We start from the raw sequence: 17,600 nt of genomic DNA, 5'->3' as shown, positions 1-17,600 counted from the left end.
GAGAGATGCAGTGCTAGTGCCGGCCCTTTCGCGGGTGAACCCGCTCCTACAGGTACGGCGCAGAATTCGAAATCTGTGGGGGCCCTGTAGGAGCGGGTTCACCCGCGAAGAGGCCGGCCCAGCCAGCAGAGAACCGACAGATGACCGACACCCCCCTGGCAACCCTCTACCAGTCCCTCGACCAGCACCGCCCCGCCACCCTCGAGGCCCTGCTCGCCGGCGTATCGCTGTTGCTGCCGATGCTCGACGCCATCCCCAACGCCGCAATCTTCATCAAGGATTCTGCCGCCCGCTATGCGTTGGCCAACAACACACTGGTCCAGCGCTGTGGCCTCAAGCGCCTGCAACCGCTGCTGGGCAAGACCAGCGCCGAAGTGTTTCCGGCACAGTTTGGCCCCGGCTATACCGAGCAGGATCGACGTGTTCTCAAGGAAGGCCTGGTGCTGGAGGACCAGTTGGAGCTGCACCTCTACGGCAGCCGTGAGCCCGGCTGGTGCCTGACCCACAAGCGCCCGCTGTACAACCCTGCCGGCGAAATCATCGGCCTGGTCGGCATCTCGGTCGACTTGCAGTCAGCCGCTGACAGCCACCCCGCCTACCAGCGCCTGGCCGCAGTGGACGAGCACATTCGCCAGCATTTTCACCAGCCGATCAGCATGAGCGAGCTGACCCGCATTGCCGGTATTTCCGTGGCCCAGCTGGAGCGCTATTGCAAGCGGGTGTTCCACCTCACGCCCCGGCAGATGATCCACAAGGCGCGCCTGGAGCATGCCCATCGCCTGCTGCATTCGGAGCTGCCGATCACTGAAGTGGCGATGCGCTGCGGCTACACCGACCACAGCGCCTTCAGCCGCCAGTTCAAGCAGCTGACCGGCTTTACGCCGCGCCAGTACCGCCAGGCTACCGCCGATCAGCTGGCCTGAAACAGCCCCCGCGCCTCGGCAAAGCATTGCTCGGCAATCGCCGAGCGCGGCTCGCTGCGGCGCAGCAGCAGCCCGACCGGGCTGTGGATGGCGGCGTCTGCCACCGGTACGATGCGCAGGTGCTCGCTGAGGTCTTCCAGGCCGCAGTCCAGTGGCATGATCGCGCAGCATATGCCGGTGTTGATGGCCTGGATAAGCTGGAAGCTCGAGTCGCTCTCAAGCACCGCATTGGGCTCCAGACCACGGCTGCGGAAGCTCAGGTCCAGCGACTGGCGGTAGTGCATGCCTTTGCTCAGCAGCCCCAGCGGAATATCGCCGAGCTCGTCCCAGCGCAGCCGGTCGCTGGTGAACTGGAAGTGCCGCGTATCGTGCAGCAGGCCCATGGTGGTGGTGCCCAGTTCGATCACTTCGAAAAAGCTGGTGTTGACCTGGTCCAGGTAGCAGATACCCAGGTCGAGCTGGTTGCGGCTGAGGCCGTCGATGACCTGTTCCGAGCTCAGCGAGCTGAGCTGAAAGTGCAGTTCGGGGTATTTTTCGCGCAGGGGCAGCAGCAGGTGCATGGGGTTGAAACTGGCCAGCGGCACCGTGCCCAGGCGCAGGCTGCCGACCACCTGGCCACGGCAACTGGCAGCCTCGGCCTGCAGGCCGTCATGGGCGGCGAGCAGGGTACGGGCCCAGGCCAGGATGCGCTCGCCGGCCTCGGTGAAACCTTCGAAGCGCTGGCCCCGCTTGACCAGCACCAGGTCCAGTTCGTCTTCCAGGTTGCGCAGGCGCATGGACAGCGTCGGCTGGGTGATATGGCACAGCGCCGCCGCCTGGCCGAAGTGGCGGGTCTGGTCGAGGGCGATGAGGAACTTGAGCTGCTTGATGTCCATGGAAGTGCCTGGCGTCTGGTTATGCAGACCTTAACCCACGTCTGCGATAGATGTCATTGATCGGCCGGTACGTCATATCGATTGGACGCCTCTGGGGGTATGCCTCTAGCGTGGTGAAAATGCCCTTCAAGGAGCTTCACCGTGCGCGTCCAACTTGATGCGGTCTTCGTACCGCTGAACATCGCCGTGCTGACTGTCAGCGACACCCGTACCTACGACAACGATACTTCCGGCGCGCTGCTGGCCAACCGCTCGGTCGAGGTCGGTCACCGGCTGGTGGCACGAGCGCTGCTCAAGGACGACCTGTACAAGATCCGCGCTCAGGTGGCCAGCTGGATTGCCGATGAACAGGTGCAGGTGGTGCTGATCACCGGAGGTACCGGCTTTACCGGGCGCGACAGCACACCCGAAGCGGTCGAGTGCCTGCTGGACAAGCGTATCGATGGGTTCGGCGAGTTGTTCCGGGCATTGTCGATTCTCGATATTGGCAGCTCGACCGTGCAGAGCCGGGCGTTGGCCGGGTTGTCCAACCGCACGTTGGTATGTTGCCTGCCGGGCTCGACCGGAGCCTGCCGCACCGCCTGGGAAGGCATTCTGGCCGAGCAGCTGGATGCACGGCACCGGCCATGCAACTTCGTCAAACACCTGTTGCCGATGTAGGAGCGGGTTTACCCGCGAAGAGGCCAGAACAGGCTACCACCCACCGTCAGCTCAACACATACCCCACCGGCAACAAGGCGGGAGGCAGCTGCTGTTCCCCCAATCCGGCCAGCACATCGCGCTCCACAGTCCGCACCATGGCATCGGTCGGCAGGTCGTTCTCATCGCGCCCGAACGGGTCTTCCAGCTCGTTGCCGATCGCATCCAGCCCGAAGAACGTGTACCCCACGATGGTGGTGAACAGCGGTGCCAGCCAGCCCAGTGGCTCGGCCAGGGCAAACGGCAGCAGCAGGCAGAAAATATAGATGGTACGGTGCAGCAGCAGCGTGTAGGGGAACGGCAAGGGAGTGCCCTTGATCCGCTCACAGGTGGCCTGCACTTCGGTCAGGCCCACCAGGCGCTGCTCCAGCAGGTTGTAGCGCCATTCGCTGATCTGTTGCTGTGCGGCCAACCGTGAACAGTGTTCGCCGATTTCACGCAGGATGCCGTCGCACACATTGTGCGGGCTGATCGCATCGGCCCGGGCCAGCCACGGCCTGGCAGCTGCCCGTTCGTCCTCGTTACGCAGCCGGGCATTGAGTGCATGGGCGAAACCACACAGGTTGCGCAGCAGTTCGGTGCGCAGTGTTTCGTCGGTAATCACCACGCTTTCCCGCACGAACGAGCGGGTTTCGATAATCAGTTTGCCCCAGGCCTTGCGCCCCTCCCACCAACGGTCATAGCACGCGTTGTTGCGAAAGCTCATGAAGATCGACAGCGACAGGCCCAGCAAGGTGAACGGCGTGGCGCTGACCGGGTAGAAATACGCCGGGTAATGCCGCTCGACCAGCACGATCAGCGCGGCCAGCAGTGTCACCATCAGGCAACGCAGGGCAATGCGTTTGACGATCGACCCCTTGAGGGTGAACAGCACGCGCAACACATCGGTGGAGGGTGGGACGATCATGGAAGTCCAGAGACGGCTGCTCAGCCGCCGGTCATGTTCATGAAGCGCAGGATCTGCACATCGCCACCGACTTCGAAATGATGGCGATAGGGCTTGAGGTGCAGCGAGTCGCGAATGGCCTTTTCCAGGCGTTCGGGGTTGCCCGGGTGGGCGCGCAGCACGTGCTTGAGGTCTACCGAGTGTTCGTTGCCCAGGCACAGCAGCAGGCGGCCTTCGACGGTGAGGCGCACGCGGTTGCAGGTGGCGCAGAAGTTGTGGCTGTGTGGGGAAATGAAGCCGACCCGGGTGTTCGCGGCTTCGGCCAGGCGCCAGTAGCGGGCCGGCCCCATGGACGACTCGGTCGATTCGACCAGCGTGAACTGCTCGGCCAGGCGTGCCCGTACTTCATCGCTGGAGCAGAACGATTCGCCACGTTCATGCTCGCTTATCACCCCCAGCGGCATTTCCTCGATGAAGGTGATGTCCAGCTCGCGTTCGATGGCAAAGCGCACCAGATCGACCAGTTCATGGTCGTTGCGGCCTTTGAGTACCACGCAGTTGAGCTTGGTGCGTTTGAAACCGGCCTGGCGTGCGGCGTCGATGCCGGCGATTACCTGGGCTAGGTCGCCGGTGCGGGTCAGCTGCTTGAAACGGTCGGCATCCAGGCTATCCAGGCTGATGTTCAGGCGTGTCACCCCGGCGTCGAACAGCGGCTGAGCCAGGCGCCCGAGTTGCGAGCCGTTGCTGGTCAGGCACAGCTCGCGCAGGCCGGGCAGGGCGGCGATGCGCCCGCACAGGTCGACGATGCCCTGGCGTACCAGTGGCTCGCCACCCGTCAGGCGGATCTTTCGGGTGCCCAGCGCGACGAAGCGTTCGGCCACCTGGAACAGTTCTTCGAGGCTGAGGATTTGCTGGCGCGGCAGAAACTGCATGTCTTCGGCCATGCAGTACACGCAACGGAAGTCACAGCGGTCGGTGACCGACATCCGCAGGTAATCGATTTTCCGGTTGAAGCCGTCGATCAGGGCCCGGCTGTTCTGTTCCACGTTCGCACTCGAATGGGTTGGGACATGACTCCAAGCTATAACCTGGCCGCAAGGCCGTCAAATTGCTTTGCCTGACCGGTTGATCGATGGCCTCTATCGCCTTGGACAGCCTCTGGCAGCCATGATCGAAACCGCTTATCACGCCGTAAGATCTTTCGATTGGACGCCCCTTCCCACGCTCCATAGGCTGGAAAAAAGCATCGAAGCGTGAGGATTCATCGCATGAGCCAGGACGAACACATCAGGGACTACAAGGGCGCCGCTGCCGGCTGGGGGGCGCTCAAAAGCGTGACCAAGAGCTGGCTGGGCAGCGACAACGCCTTCAAGAACCTGCGGGCCATGCTCAAGACCAACCAGAACGGCGGTTTCGACTGCCCCGGCTGTGCCTGGGGCGAGTCGCCGGAAAGCGACATGGTCAAGTTCTGCGAAAACGGCGCCAAGGCGGTCAACTGGGAAGCCACCGGCCGCTCGGTCGACCCGGCTTTCTTCGCCAAATACAGCGTCAGCGCGCTGAAGGAGCAGACCGACTACTGGCTTGAATACCAGGGCCGCCTCACCCACCCGATGCGCTACGACGCCGCCACCGACCACTATGTCGAAACCACCTGGCAGGAGGCCTTCGAGCTGGTCGCCAGGCACCTGCGTGCGCTGCAGTCGCCGGATGAAGCCGAATTCTACACCTCGGGCCGGGCCAGCAACGAAGCGGCGTTCCTTTACCAGCTGTTCGTGCGTGCCTACGGCACCAACAACTTCCCGGATTGCTCGAACATGTGCCACGAAGCCAGCGGCGCGGGCATGTCGGAAACCCTCGGGGTGGGCAAGGGCACCGTGGTGTTCCACGATCTGGAGCTGGCCGACGCGATATTCGTCATCGGGCAGAACCCCGGCACCAACCACCCGCGCATGCTCGAACCCCTGCGCGAAGCGGTCAAGCGTGGCGCCCAGGTCGTCTGCTTCAACCCGCTGAAAGAGCGTGGCCTTGAGCGCTTCCAGCACCCGCAGCACCCGTTCGAAATGCTCAGCAACGGCTCCGAGCCGACCTCCAGCGCCTACTTCCGCCCGGCCTTGGGTGGGGACATGGCGGCAATGCGCGGTATTGCCAAGTACTTGTTGCAATGGGAGCGCGAGGCGCAGGCCAAGGGCAAGCCGGCGGTGTTCGACCATGCCTTCATCGCCGAGCACACCAGCGGCGTCGACGATTACCTGGCGGCGGTGGACGCCACGTCCTGGGAGCACATCGTCAAACAGTCGGGCTTGACCCTGGCCGAGATCGAGCTGGCCGCCCGCATGTACCGCAAGGCCGAGCGGGTCATCATGTGCTGGGCCATGGGCGTCACCCAGCACCGCCATTCGGTGCCGACCGTGCAGGAAATCGTCAACCTGCAGCTGCTGCGTGGCAACGTCGGCAAACCCGGCGCAGGCCTGTCGCCGGTGCGTGGCCACAGCAACGTGCAGGGTGACCGTACCATGGGCATTGACGAGAAGCCGTCGGCGGCGCTACTCGATGCCATCGAACAACGCTTCCAGTTCAGTGTGCCGCGTACCCATGGGCACAACGCGGTGTTGGCCATCAAGGCTATGGAAGAGGGGCGGGCCAAGGTGTTCATCGGCCTGGGCGGCAACTTTGCCCAAGCCACCCCGGACACCGCGCGCACCCACGCGGCGCTGCAGAACTGCGCGTTGACCGTGCAGATTTCCACCAAGCTCAACCGCTCGCACCTGGTCACCGGCCGCGATGCGCTGATCCTGCCGTGCCTGGGCCGTACCGAAATCGACCTGCAGGCCGAAGGGCCGCAAGGCGTGACCGTGGAGGACACCTTCAGCATGGTGCACATCTCCCACGGCCAGTTGCGCCCGCGCTCGCCGCATATGCGCTCGGAACCTTGGATCATTGCCGGTATGGCCAAGGCCACGCTGGGCAACCAGCCGATCGACTGGGAGCATGCGGTGGCCGATTACAACCGCATTCGCGACATGATCGCTGACGTGATTCCGGGCTTTACCGGTTTCAATGAACGTTTGAACAGCCCCGGCGGGTTCCACCTTGGCAACAATGCCGCCGATCGCAACTTCCGCACGGCCACGGGCAAGGCCCGCTTCATGCCCCACGCGCTGCCCGAGGAACTGGTGAACGCCAAGGTACTGGCCCGTGGTGACAAGCCCGACCTGATTTTGCAGACCCTGCGTTCGCACGACCAGTACAACACCACCCTGTATGGCCTGGACGACCGTTACCGTGGGGTGTTCGGCCTGCGTGAGGTGGTGTTCGTCAATGAGGCGGACATCCGTCGCCTGGGCTTCGAACCGGGTGAGCAGGTGGACCTTGTGTCGTTGTGGGAGGATGGCGTGGAGCGGCGGGTGTCGGGGTTCCGCCTGGTGGCGTATGACGTGCCCGAGGGGCAGGCGGCGGCGTATTACCCGGAAACCAACCCGTTGGTACCGCTGGAAAGTTATGGTGAGGGGACCTATACCCCGACCTCGAAATTCGTGGCGATCAAGGTCGAAAAGGCCAAGGCGGGGAACCGCATTGCGGCGGTGCTGGCCTCGGATTGATGGGGGGGCTGTACCGGCCTCTTCGCGGGTGAACCCGCTCCTACGGGACCCCACAGCGCTTGAGGTTGAGGTGATCCTGTGAGGTTGCCCGCGAAGAATCCAGCACCGGTCAGGCGCGATGCACCGGGTAAGCCGTGGTGTACTTCATCTGCTCCATGGCAAAACTGGAGGTGATGTTCGATAGCCCTTCGGTACGGGTAATCAGCTTTTTGTAGAACCGGTCATACGCCGCAATATCACCCACCACCACCCGCAGCATGTAGTCCCAGTCCCCGGACATGCGGTAGCACTCCATCACTTCCTCGAACCCGGTCACGGTCGCAGCAAACTGCTCCAGCCAGGCGCTGTCGTGGCGTTGGGTCTTGAGCTGGACGAACACGGTGAGCCCCAACCCCAGCCGTTCGGGGTCCAGCAGGGCGACGCGGCCGAGGATGTAGCCGTATTCTTCCAGGCGCTTGACCCGCTTCCAGCACGGTGTGGTGGACAGGTTGACGGCCTCGGCCAGGTCCTTCAGCGAGATCGAGGCATCACGCTGTAGCAGGGTAAGAATGTGCTGGTCGAAACTGTCCATATCGCGCGCTGGCCGTGCAGAAAAATATTTCACAGATTACCCCAAGGCCAGATGATTTGGGTTGTGCGATAGTTGCAGCTTTCATTCTGCCAATGGGCCTGACCATGTCCGACAAGCCGCGCAATTTCGCCACCCGTACCATTCACGCCGGCGAGCAGTTCAGCGTTGCCGATAACGCCATTTTTCCGGCCATCGTCACCGCCACTTCGTTCACCAAGCGCAGCCTGGACGATAAGCCGGAATATTCCTACAGCCGCGTCGGCAACCCCACCCGGCATGCCTACGAAACCTGTGTCGCTGCCTTGGAAGAAGGCGTGGGCGCTGTGGCCTGCGCCTCGGGGGTCAATGCCACCGCAACCGTGCTTGAGCTGCTGCCCAAGGATGCCCACGTGGTGGTGATGAACGGCGTGTACGGTGGCACGTTCCGCATCATGGAAGATTACCGCAGCCGCACCTCCGGGCTGACCACCACCTATGTCGATCTCAACGACATTGAAGCCGTAGCGGCTGCGATCAAGCCGGAAACCCAGCTGATCTGGATCGAGTCGCCAACCAACCCGTTGCTGCACCTGGTCGACATCAAGGCGGTGTGCGACCTGGCCAAGGCCAAGGGCATCCTCACCTGCATCGACAACACCTTCTGCTCGCCGTGGAACCAGCGCCCGATCACCCTGGGCGTGGACTTGGTGATGCACTCGGCCAGCAAGTACATCGGTGGCCACTCCGACCTCACCGGCGGTGTGGTGGTGGCGGCCAACGATGCGTTGCTGGCACGCCTGCGCCGTATCAGCATGGCGATTGGTGCGGTGCAGGGGCCGTTCGACTGCTACCTGGCCCTGCGCGGTCTGAAGACCCTGGATGTGCGCATGGAGCGCCAGTGCGCCAATGCCCTGCAGGTGGCGCGCTTCCTGGAAGGTCACGCGCAGGTCGAGCAGGTGTATTACCCGGGGCTGGAAAGCCACCCGCAGCATGAACTGTGCAAACGCCAGATGCGCAGTGGCGGGGCGGTGGTGGCGATGAAAGTGAAAGGCGACCGCGCCGCGCTCAACCGCCTGGTGGAGGCGCTGCAGATTTTTGTGCTGGCCGACTCGCTGGGCGGGGTGGAGAGCATGATCAACCACTCCTGGAGCATGTCGCACTGCTCGCTGAGCCCAGAGCAGAAAGGGGTGATGGGGATCAGCGAGAACCTGCTGCGGTTGTCGGTAGGTATCGAGGATTACCGTGACCTGGTCGAGGACCTGGATGGGGCGTTGAAAGCGCTGGTTGCTGTGTGAGGGCCGCAGGCCCTTTCGCGGGTAAACCCGCTCCTACGACGGTGTAGGAGCGGGCTTGCCCGCGAAGAGGCCGGTGGATTCAATAGATGCCTGTCAGGGTTTGGGCGGATGAATGATCCGTTCGATCTTGTCCTTGATCAGCAACCTTTCCTTGCGCAGGCGGTTGACGGCCTCGTCGTTGGTGCCGTTGCCTTCGGCGGCTACCACCTCCTTGTCCTTGGCGTTGTACTCCTTGTGCAGTTTGTGCAGGTCCTGATCCTTCTCTATGAGTGCCTGGAATGCATCAGCGGTAACGTGCAGGTCAGCGAGCAGATCGTGCGGAACTGGCATTTCTTCACCTCTGTCAGGGTTGTCGGTAAGGTCCTGACCATTGAGGATAGCTGTCTTTGCGCAGGCTTGTGACGGCGGTTCAGGCTGAATGGCAGCTGAATGGTTTTGAGATAATTGGTAAAAGACGCGCCCTCACGAAATTGTTACCGACTTTTTCACAAAAAATTGATGACCTGCTTTCTAGAGTTCGCCCAACTTTCCCACAGTGCCATTTGGCCTGGGGGTGATAATAACTCTTGATTGCGAACGCTAATGCTCAACTTCAAATCCCTGCGGACTGAATGGGTCACGCTGCTGGCCAGTCTTTACCTGCTGATCGGCTTCAACATGTTCCTCTGGGAGCATCTGCAAGCGGCGGTTCCTGCCGGCCTGTCGGGGTTGTGGCTGAGTCTGGCGTTTGCTGTGCTGATGCTTTTCGCCTTCAATCTTGTCCTCACGTTACTTGCCTTCCGGTATGTATTGAAGCCGGTACTTATCGTGTTGTTCATGAGTGGCGCGGGCGTGGCTTACTTCATGAACCAGTACGGCGTACTTATTGACGCCGGCATGTTCCGTAATATGGCCGAGACCAATATTGCGGAGGTGCGCGACTTGATGTCGTTCAAGTTTGCCGCGTATATCCTGCTGCTGGGTGTGCTGCCATCGGTGCTGCTGTGGAAGGCGCAGATCGCCTACCGCCCGTGGCACCGCGAGCTGCTGGGCAAGTTGGTGGTCAGTGGTGCCTGTGTGGTGACCATCGGCTCGGTCGCGTTGGTCAATTATCAAGGGCTGTCGTCGCTGTTTCGCAATCACCATGAACTGCGTCTGATGCTCACCCCCAGCAATATCGTCGGGGCCTCCATTGGTTATGTCGACGAACGTGTCGGTACGGCCTCGCGCCCGTTCCAGCATTATGGCGAAGATGCCAAGCGTGATGCGGCCTGGCTAAAACATGAGCGCAAGTCGCTGACCGTGCTGGTGGTCGGGGAAAGTGCCCGGGCAGACCATTTCGGCGTGTTGGGCTATGACCGCGATACCACGCCCAATCTCGCCAGGGAGCAGGGCCTGCTGGCGTTTTCCGACGTGCACTCGTGCGGTACGGAAACGGCGGTTTCGGTACCTTGCATGTTCTCGGGCATGAAGCGCAAGGACTACGATGCCCGCGTAGCGAAGAACCGCGAAGGGCTGCTGGACATCCTGCAGCGTGCCGGCCTGGCCGTGCAGTGGCGTGACAACCAGTCGGGCTGCAAAGGCACCTGCGATCGCGTGCAGTTCATCGACGTCAGCAACCTCAAGGACCCGCAGCTGTGCGCCGATGGCGAATGCCATGACCAGATCCTGCTGCAAGGCCTGGACGCGTTGATCGACAACCTCGACAAGGACACCGTGCTGGTGCTGCACCAGATGGGCAGCCACGGCCCCGAGTACTTCAAGCGCTACCCCAGTGATGGCGAGCGCTTCACCCCGGTGTGCCAGAGCAACGCGTTGAACCAGTGCAGCGAGGAGGAAATCATCAACGGGTACGACAACACCCTGGCCTATACCGACAAGGTGCTGGCCTCGCTGATCGATACCCTGCGCAGCAAGCAAGACAAGGTCGATACCGCGATGATCTACCTGTCCGACCACGGCGAGTCGCTGGGCGAGTACAACCTGTTCCTGCACGGCACGCCCTACGCCATCGCTCCCGAGCAGCAGAAGCACATACCACTGCTGACCTGGTTCTCCGACAGCTACAAGGAGGACTTCGGCGTCGATACCGACTGCCTGGCACGGCTCAGCGATGCCCCGCTGTCCCAGGACAACCTGTTCCACTCGATGCTTGGCCTGTTGCAGGTACATACCGAGCTCTACCAGCAGTCGCTGGACATGTTTGCCGGTTGCCGGCCTTGGCTGGCGGCCAAGCGCTGAAGCCCTGTGGGAGCGGGCACGCCCGCGAACCCGGGCAAACCCGGGCCATACACCGTGTTGCCTTCATTCGCGGGCGCGCCCGCTCCCACAGGGTGGACTGCCCCCGAAAAGCGGGACAGTTTCACCCGCAGTGCCCGCGCCGTATATACTGCGCGCCAATGTTAGTGGGAGAGCCTTGTGGCCATCGAAATTCACTGGATCCGTGACGACCAGAGCCTGGCCGAACACTGCCGCGACTGGCACCAACTGCCCTTCGTCGCCGTCGACACCGAATTCATGCGGGTAGACACCTTCTACCCGAAAGCCGGGCTGATCCAGATCGGCGACGGCCAACGCGCCTTCCTGATCGACCCGCTGCTGATCGGCAACTGGCAACCCTTGGCCGACCTGCTGGAAGACAGCGCTGTGGTCAAGGTGCTGCACGCCTGCAGCGAAGACCTCGAAGTGCTGCTGCGCCTGACCGGCAAGCTGCCTCAGCCGCTGTTCGACACTCAGCTGGCCGCCGGTTACCTGAACCTGGGCTTCTCGATGGGCTATTCGCGCCTGGTGCAGGAAGTGCTGGGCATCGAATTGCCCAAAGGCGAAACCCGTTCCGACTGGCTGCAACGCCCGCTCTCGGAAACCCAGGTCAGCTACGCTGCCGAAGATGCCGTGCACCTGGCCGAGCTTTTCACCGTGCTGCGCCCGCGGCTGAGTGACGACAAGTATGCCTGGGTGCTGGAAGACGGCGCCGAGCTGGTGGCTGCGTTGCGCCGTGAAGTCGAGCCCGAAAGCCTGTACCGCGACGTCAAGCTGGCCTGGAAGCTGGCGCCTCAACAACTGGCAGTGCTACGTGAGCTGTGCGCCTGGCGCGAACGCGAAGCGCGCAACCGCGATGTGCCGCGTAATCGTATCCTCAAGGAGCACTCGCTGTGGCCCATGGCCAAAAGCCAGCCGAACAACCTGTCGGCCTTGGCCAAGATCGACGAGATGCACCCGCGCACCATTCGTCAGGACGGTGAGTTCCTCATCCAGCTGATCAAGCGCGCCGCCAGCCTGCCGGCCGAGCAATGGCCTGCGCCCTTGCCTGAGCCGCTGCCGATCGAGGCTGCTGGCCTTCTCAAGCAGCTGCGTGCCATCGGCCAGGCCGAAGGCGAGCGCCTGGGGATTGCACCCGAGCTGATGCTGCGCAAGAAAGCCCTGGAGGCGCTGCTCAAGAGCGGATACCCCAATGGCCCTTATCAACTGCCCGATTCGCTGCGCGGCTGGCGCCGTGAGCGCATGGGCCAGGCCCTGCTGGACAACCTGGCAGGTGCCGGAGAAACCCGATGAAACGCATTTGCTCGATCTACAAGAGCCCACGCAAGAACGAAATGTACCTGTACGTACTCAAGGCTGACGGCCTGGAACGCGTGCCTGAAGGCCTGCTGCCGTTCTTCGGCACCCCCGTGCACGCTTTCGACCTGGTGCTCACCCCTGAGCGCAAACTGGCCCGCGAGGACATCACCAAGGTGCTGGAGAACCTCGAAAGCCAAGGCTACCACCTGCAGATGCCGCCGCTGGAAGATGAGTACATCGAGCACCTGCCCGAAGAGCTGCTGCGCCGCAACGACCCCGTCTGACCATGCGCGTACTGATCGCTGAGCATGACCATGCTCGATACGCCGGGCTTTTGCGCGTAGCCGCGCCTGACGTGGACGTTGTGACCAGCGGCGACTCTGCCGAACTGGCCCGCCAGGCACCGCAGTGCCCGGTGTGGCTGGGCCAGCCGGACTTGCTGGCCAGTCTGCTGCGCCAAGGCCACAAGCCGGGCTGGATACAGTCGACATGGGCCGGTATCACGCCGTTGCTGGCCGACGGCCTGCCGCGTGATTACCGCCTGAGCCGCGCAGTTGGCATATTTGGTCAGGTGATGGCCGAGTACATGCTCACCTATATGCTAGGCCATGAGCGTGAGGTGCTGTCGCGCCTGGTCAGCCAGGTCGAGCGGCGCTGGGATGACCGCCCGGGGCGCAGCCTGGAAGGGCGCAAGGTCCTCATTGTGGGGGCGGGCGACATTGGTCAGCGTGTGGCCGAGTTCCTGCAGCCGTTTGGTGTGGAGCTGTACGGGGTTGCCAGCAGCGCCCGTGAACAGGCCCCGTTCGTCGAGGTGGCGGCGCTGGCCGACCTGCCGCGCATGGTCGGCCAGGTCGACTACGTGCTGAACCTGCTGCCGGATACCCCGGCGACTCATGACCTGTATGACGCCGCGCTGTTCAAATGCTTCCAGCCCTCGGCCTTGTTCATCAATGCCGGGCGTGGTGTGGCGGTGGTCGATGCCGACCTGGTCGAGGCGTTGAAAGAGGGCCATCTGGCTGGTGCCGTGATCGATGTGTGCCGCCAGGAGCCGTTGCCCAAGCAACACCCGTTCTGGACCGCCTGGGGCTTGCTGCTGACCGGGCACAGCTCGGCGCCCACCTCGCCGACAGCGATGGTGCGCTTGTTTGTCGAGAATGTGCGGGCTTATGAAGCGGGGCAGGGGTTGCGGGGTGAAGTCGATTTCGCCCGGGGCTACTGATCGCTGTGGCCTGTATCGGCCTCTTCGCGGGTAAACCCGCTCCAGCACAGGGTGGTGATACCCCCCGTAGGAGCGGGCTTGCCCGCGAAGAGGCCAGCACCTGCCAACACAAACCTTACAGGCTGAAATCGCCTTCAGCAGCCAGCTCGCTCAGCGGCTTGCGCGGGCTCGGCACTTCACGCGCCTGCAGGGCTTCATCCAGGCTGGCCTTGTCCCCCAGCTTGCCGATCGCCACCATGGCATGCAGTACGTAACCCTCGGGAATCTTCAGTTCCTGACGTGCCAGGTCCTGATCGAAGCCGGCCATGCCATGGGTATGCCAGCCGCTGATGCTGGCCTGCAGGGCCAGGTGCCCCCAGGCAGAGCCCGTGTCGAAGGTGTGCCACAGCGCCGGTTTTTCTTCCGTAGCGCCCGGGGCCGCGAACGTGGTCTTGGAAATGACCAGCACCAGCGCCGACGCCTGTTGCGCCCAGCTGCGATTGAAGGGCACCAGCAGGCTCAGGTAACGCTCCCAGTTCGGCGTGTCGCGGCGGGCATAAAGGAAGCGCCAAGGCTGCGAGTTATAGGCCGAAGGTGCCCAGCGGGCGGCTTCGAGGAAGCTCAGCAGGGTTTCTTCGCTGATCGGCTCGGCGGTGAAGGCGCGTGGCGACCAGCGGTTGATGAACTGCTCGTTGATGGCGTAATCGGCAATGCGGGGGTTGGCGCTCATGGCGGCTCCTGCGAACGGACGGGAAAAGCGCACGCTACTGCGTGCCGTCGCGACTGACAAGCGGTCTGGCTTTGCCGAAGGCCAGGCTCTAGACTGGCGCCGCCGCGCGCCGTGGCCCCCAAGATGAAGGCAGGAACCCTGTGTGATGATCGCTGAAAACGCGCCGTTCTGGCGGCGCAAGACCCTTGAAGAGCTCAGCCAGCAAGAGTGGGAGTCGCTGTGCGATGGCTGCGGCCTGTGCTGCCTGCAAAAGCTCGAGGACGAAGACGACAACAGCGTCTATTACACGCGCATCGCCTGCAAATTGCTGGACCTGAATACCTGCCAGTGCAGCGACTACCCCAACCGCTTCGCCCAAGTGCCAGACTGCATCCAGCTCACCCCGGGCAAGGCCGACCAGTTCAAGTGGCTGCCGAGTACCTGCGGTTACCGCCTGGTCAGTGAGGGCAAGGACTTGCCGGCCTGGCATCACCTGGTCTGTGGCGACCGGCAACAGGTTCATGAACAGCGCATTTCCCAGTCGGGACGTATGCTCAGTGAACACGATGTGCACGAAGACGACTGGGAAGACCACCTGATCTTTCGCGCCAGCTGACCGGCGCGGCCCGCTGCCTCGGGGAAACAAGGAGTTTCTGTATGCGTTGCCACCTGATGTTGCTGTTGGGCCTGATGGCCAGTTCGCCGGCCTGGGCGAAAAAGGTCGACCTCGACTACCAGGTGCGCTTGCTGCCTGCCAGCGGCCAGGCCGAGGTCCGCGTGACATTGGCCGAAGGCAGCGCCGTGCGCAGCCTGGACTTCGACCTGGGCAAGGCTGGGGCCTACAGCGGCTTCCAGGCTGATGGGCAATGGCAGCTGAAGGGGCAACGTGGTATCTGGCAGCCAGCGGCCGGCAAGACCAGCCTCAGCTACCGTGTGCAACTGGACCAGAAGCTGGCCAGCGGCGCCTATTCATCACGCATCACCCCGCACTGGGCCCTGTTCCTCGGCGACCAGCTGATACCCCCTGCGCGCCTCGACCAGCAGGATGGTACCGAGCTGGTGGCGCGCCTGGCTTTCGACCTGCCCGAGGGCTGGAAGAGCATCGAAACGTCCTGGCCGCGCATCGGCAAGGGGAAGTTTCGCATCGACAACGTGTCGCGCCTGTTCGATCGCCCGACCGGCTGGATGCTTGCCGGCGACCTGGGCAGCCGCCGCGCTCGCCTGGGCGAGACCGAAGTGACCGTGGCCGCGCCGGTGGGGCAGGGCATGCGGCGCATGGACAGCCTGACCTTGCTCACATTCGTCTGGCCACAACTACAAGCTGTGTTCCCGCGTAACCCGCCCAAGCTGCTGTTGGTCGGGGCGCGTGACGGCATGTGGCGAGGGGCTATGGCTGCGCAGGGCTCGTTGTACCTGAACAGTGCCCGGCCCATGGTCAGCGAAAACGGCAATAGCCCGTTGCTGCGCGAATTGGTGCAACTGTTCGCGCAGATTCACGGGCGTGACGGCAGTGACTGGCTGGTAGAGAGCCTGACCGATTATTACGCCAACGAGTTGCTACGCCGCTCGGGCGGGATGAGTGATGACCGCTACCAGGTCTGGCAGGCGCGTCTGAGCAAGCAGGGCGCCAAGGTCAACCGGCTCAAGGGTGAGCGCGCAAGCCCGGCCCAGGTGGCCCGCGGCGTGATGCTGTTGCAGGCGCTGGACAAGGAGATCCGCATTCACACCCAGGCCAAACGTTCGTTGGACGATGTGGTACGTGGGCTGATGCGCCTGCCCAGCGTCAGTACCGAAGACTTCGTGCAGATCAGCGAGAACGTGCTGGGGCGGGGTTCGGATGTGCTGCAGAGCAAGGTGTTGCACTAAGGCCCGTATGAAAAGCCTTGCCTGACCTTCGTCTCAAGGCTTTTCATACAGGCCCAAGGCATCCCTGGCGCCTGTCCCGGCCTTTGACAGCCCAAGCTTCGCCGCATGGCCTTGTTATTTGAACTTGGGCCCTGAGCGGGTATTCAGCCCTTTGGCCATGCGGTCATACAACACCACATTCACCGTCGCCGCCAGGTTCATGCAGCCCTCGGTCGGGATGTAGATAGTCTCTTCACACCATCCCCGCACGTCTTCGCTCAACGAGCCGTCCTCTGGCCCGAAGATGTAAATGGCCCGGTCCGGATGGGTGTAGTCCGGCAATGGCCGCGCACCCTCTACCAGTTCCACCGCCACGGGCGTGCAGCCCAACGGAATAATGCGCTGCAGGTCGTCGATGCCGATCAGCGGGATGTCGTAGTGCACGCGCTTGGTGTCGGTGACGAAGTCACGCGCGCGTTCATAGCGTTTGCCCGTGTAGAACACCGAATTGACGCCATAGCAGCCCGCGGCGCGCATCACAGAGCCGACGTTTTCTGCCGACTTGGGGTTGAACAGGCCGATGCAGCTGTATCGTTTGTTTGCCACGTACCGGGGCCCTTCGCGAAAAAAGCGCGATTATACGGGCTGCCCGGTAACAGCGGGGGGCGAATCGATGGTCAGTCTTTCTTCAGCATGCCCGCCAGCCCGGCAAACGGGTTGTGCGTAGCCTTGGCAATGCTCGGGGTGCTGGTGGAGCCTTCGCTGAAGTACTGCTGGTCGGTGTAGCGCGAGTGCTCGTTGTCGTGGCAGTACAGGCACAGCAGCTCCCAGTTGGAGCCGTCCTGAGGATTGTTGTCGTGGTTGTGGTCACGGTGATGCACGGTCAGCTCGCTCAGGCGCTTGCCAGCGAACTCGCGGGCGCAGCGACCGCACACGTGCGGGTACATTCTCAGGGCCTTGTCGCGGTAGCCCATTTCCTTGTCGCGCTTGGCATCGGCCAGGATGCGGTCGAGGCGCGCGGTAGCGGCGGCAGAAGAGGTGGAGCTCATGGTGTTTCCTTTGTTCTGATCAGGCAGGTGACGGTTATGCCATTGAGTCTAGCGCGCTTGCAGGTCAGGCGGACAGGCGAAAGCGTTGATTTAGGCGTAGCCTGTAGAAAGGTTCCCGACAGGAGGTTGCTGATGTTTCACGCGATCCTCGCCGCGCTGTTGATGGCTGGCCTGCCCCTGGCAGAAGCTGCCAGCACGCCACCTCGTCTCAATACGCCAGTGCCTGGTGCACCGGGTACGCCTACGCCCACGCCATACCCGCAGATAACCCCGAGTACACCGCCCAAGGCTTACGACAGCCAGCCGGGGGCGCCACTGTTGCCGCCGATGCCAGTGCCCGGCCCGCCGAAGGATCAGCCATTGCCCGGGTTGCGGCCGGAGCCGCCGAAGCCGGTTGTGGAGGATGATTGACGGGTGCGAGCTGAGGGGGCTGGG

19 protein-coding genes are annotated in these 17,600 nt (G+C 62.9%); 11 read left to right on the top strand and 8 right to left on the bottom strand.

Features of this window, described 5'->3' with window-relative positions:
- Window positions 1–140 precede the first annotated feature (140 nt).
- Window positions 141–923: an AraC family transcriptional regulator gene (locus ACF8O8_RS26475; protein ID WP_049588297.1), complete on the top strand. Its 783-nt coding sequence runs from the start codon at window positions 141–143 to the stop codon at window positions 921–923.
- Here ACF8O8_RS26475 and ACF8O8_RS26470 read toward each other — a convergent pair.
- Window positions 911–1,798, bottom strand: coding sequence for a LysR family transcriptional regulator (locus ACF8O8_RS26470; RefSeq protein ID WP_010955266.1), 888 nt, complete (start codon window positions 1,796–1,798; stop codon window positions 911–913). The genes ACF8O8_RS26475 and ACF8O8_RS26470 overlap by 13 nt on opposite strands.
- 141 nt (window positions 1,799–1,939) lie before the next feature.
- Here ACF8O8_RS26470 and moaB point away from each other — a divergent pair, with 141 nt between their 5' ends.
- Window positions 1,940–2,458, top strand: coding sequence for a molybdenum cofactor biosynthesis protein B (gene moaB / locus ACF8O8_RS26465; RefSeq protein WP_003254698.1), 519 nt, complete (start codon window positions 1,940–1,942; stop codon window positions 2,456–2,458).
- Between the two features lie 46 nt (window positions 2,459–2,504).
- Here moaB and ACF8O8_RS26460 read toward each other — a convergent pair whose 3' ends face one another.
- Complete coding sequence (locus ACF8O8_RS26460) at window positions 2,505–3,404, bottom strand: bestrophin family protein (protein ID WP_392510781.1); 900 nt, start codon at window positions 3,402–3,404, stop codon at window positions 2,505–2,507.
- Window positions 3,405–3,424: 20 nt separating this feature from the next.
- Window positions 3,425–4,429 (bottom strand): GTP 3',8-cyclase MoaA, encoded by a 1,005-nt coding sequence (moaA, locus tag ACF8O8_RS26455; RefSeq protein ID WP_003254695.1) that lies wholly within the window; start codon window positions 4,427–4,429, stop codon window positions 3,425–3,427.
- 222 nt (window positions 4,430–4,651) lie between these two features.
- Between moaA and ACF8O8_RS26450 the strand changes: the two genes are divergently transcribed.
- On the top strand, window positions 4,652–6,982 hold the full coding sequence (locus tag ACF8O8_RS26450; RefSeq protein ID WP_392510779.1) for an FdhF/YdeP family oxidoreductase: 2,331 nt from the start codon (window positions 4,652–4,654) through the stop codon (window positions 6,980–6,982).
- Window positions 6,983–7,091: 109 nt separating this feature from the next.
- Here the strand turns inward: ACF8O8_RS26450 and ACF8O8_RS26445 are convergent, their stop codons facing one another.
- The gene (locus ACF8O8_RS26445; RefSeq protein WP_392510778.1) at window positions 7,092–7,553 is read right to left on the bottom strand and encodes an Lrp/AsnC family transcriptional regulator; all 462 of its coding nucleotides are present in this window, start codon (window positions 7,551–7,553) and stop codon (window positions 7,092–7,094) included.
- A gap of 92 nt (window positions 7,554–7,645) precedes the next feature.
- On the opposite strand from ACF8O8_RS26445, the gene ACF8O8_RS26440 reads away from it, so the two are divergent.
- A complete protein-coding gene (locus tag ACF8O8_RS26440; RefSeq protein WP_392510777.1) occupies window positions 7,646–8,827 on the top strand; it encodes a trans-sulfuration enzyme family protein in 1,182 nt (393 codons plus the stop codon).
- A 93-nt stretch (window positions 8,828–8,920) separates the two neighbouring features.
- Here the strand turns inward: ACF8O8_RS26440 and ACF8O8_RS26435 are convergent, their stop codons facing one another.
- Window positions 8,921–9,157, bottom strand: a complete 237-nt coding sequence (locus ACF8O8_RS26435; protein WP_392510776.1) for a YdcH family protein — start codon at window positions 9,155–9,157, stop codon at window positions 8,921–8,923.
- Between the two features lie 252 nt (window positions 9,158–9,409).
- Between ACF8O8_RS26435 and ACF8O8_RS26430 the strand changes: the two genes are divergently transcribed.
- From ACF8O8_RS26430 to ACF8O8_RS26415, 4 genes are all read left to right on the top strand, one after another.
- Window positions 9,410–11,047, top strand: a complete 1,638-nt coding sequence (locus tag ACF8O8_RS26430; RefSeq protein ID WP_392510774.1) for a phosphoethanolamine transferase — start codon at window positions 9,410–9,412, stop codon at window positions 11,045–11,047.
- Window positions 11,048–11,224: 177 nt separating this feature from the next.
- Window positions 11,225–12,358, top strand: a complete 1,134-nt coding sequence (gene rnd, locus ACF8O8_RS26425) for a ribonuclease D (protein ID WP_010955259.1) — start codon at window positions 11,225–11,227, stop codon at window positions 12,356–12,358.
- A complete protein-coding gene (locus ACF8O8_RS26420; protein WP_010955258.1) occupies window positions 12,355–12,648 on the top strand; it encodes a YcgL domain-containing protein in 294 nt (97 codons plus the stop codon). The genes rnd and ACF8O8_RS26420 overlap by 4 nt, the downstream gene beginning before the upstream one ends.
- A 2-nt stretch (window positions 12,649–12,650) precedes the next feature.
- On the top strand, window positions 12,651–13,583 hold the full coding sequence (locus ACF8O8_RS26415) for a D-2-hydroxyacid dehydrogenase (protein ID WP_392510773.1): 933 nt from the start codon (window positions 12,651–12,653) through the stop codon (window positions 13,581–13,583).
- Window positions 13,584–13,698: 115 nt separating this feature from the next.
- Here ACF8O8_RS26415 and ACF8O8_RS26410 read toward each other — a convergent pair whose 3' ends face one another.
- Window positions 13,699–14,292, bottom strand: coding sequence for a nitroreductase family protein (locus ACF8O8_RS26410; protein WP_014590030.1), 594 nt, complete (start codon window positions 14,290–14,292; stop codon window positions 13,699–13,701).
- A gap of 145 nt (window positions 14,293–14,437) precedes the next feature.
- Here ACF8O8_RS26410 and ACF8O8_RS26405 point away from each other — a divergent pair, with 145 nt between their 5' ends.
- The gene (locus ACF8O8_RS26405; RefSeq protein ID WP_014590031.1) at window positions 14,438–14,887 is read left to right on the top strand and encodes a YcgN family cysteine cluster protein; all 450 of its coding nucleotides are present in this window, start codon (window positions 14,438–14,440) and stop codon (window positions 14,885–14,887) included.
- Between the two features lie 41 nt (window positions 14,888–14,928).
- The gene (locus ACF8O8_RS26400; protein WP_350298185.1) at window positions 14,929–16,137 is read left to right on the top strand and encodes a hypothetical protein; all 1,209 of its coding nucleotides are present in this window, start codon (window positions 14,929–14,931) and stop codon (window positions 16,135–16,137) included.
- Window positions 16,138–16,251: 114 nt separating this feature from the next.
- On the opposite strand, the gene ACF8O8_RS26395 is transcribed toward ACF8O8_RS26400, so the two are convergent.
- Together ACF8O8_RS26395 and ACF8O8_RS26390 are read right to left on the bottom strand one after the other, a co-directional pair.
- Window positions 16,252–16,722: an RNA methyltransferase gene (locus ACF8O8_RS26395; RefSeq protein WP_010955253.1), complete on the bottom strand. Its 471-nt coding sequence runs from the start codon at window positions 16,720–16,722 to the stop codon at window positions 16,252–16,254.
- A 71-nt stretch (window positions 16,723–16,793) separates the two neighbouring features.
- Complete coding sequence (locus ACF8O8_RS26390; RefSeq protein WP_003254676.1) at window positions 16,794–17,165, bottom strand: YajD family HNH nuclease; 372 nt, start codon at window positions 17,163–17,165, stop codon at window positions 16,794–16,796.
- Between the two features lie 132 nt (window positions 17,166–17,297).
- Between ACF8O8_RS26390 and ACF8O8_RS26385 the strand changes: the two genes are divergently transcribed.
- Complete coding sequence (locus ACF8O8_RS26385) at window positions 17,298–17,576, top strand: hypothetical protein (RefSeq protein ID WP_049586991.1); 279 nt, start codon at window positions 17,298–17,300, stop codon at window positions 17,574–17,576.
- Window positions 17,577–17,600: the final 24 nt, after the last annotated feature.

This window comes from Pseudomonas sp. TYF_14 (assembly GCF_043105275.1).
Taxonomy (GTDB): Bacteria; Pseudomonadota; Gammaproteobacteria; order Pseudomonadales; family Pseudomonadaceae; genus Aquipseudomonas; species Aquipseudomonas alloputida.
Note: the sequence above shows the minus strand (reverse complement) of the source record. Positions and strands in the feature narration are given on the sequence as shown.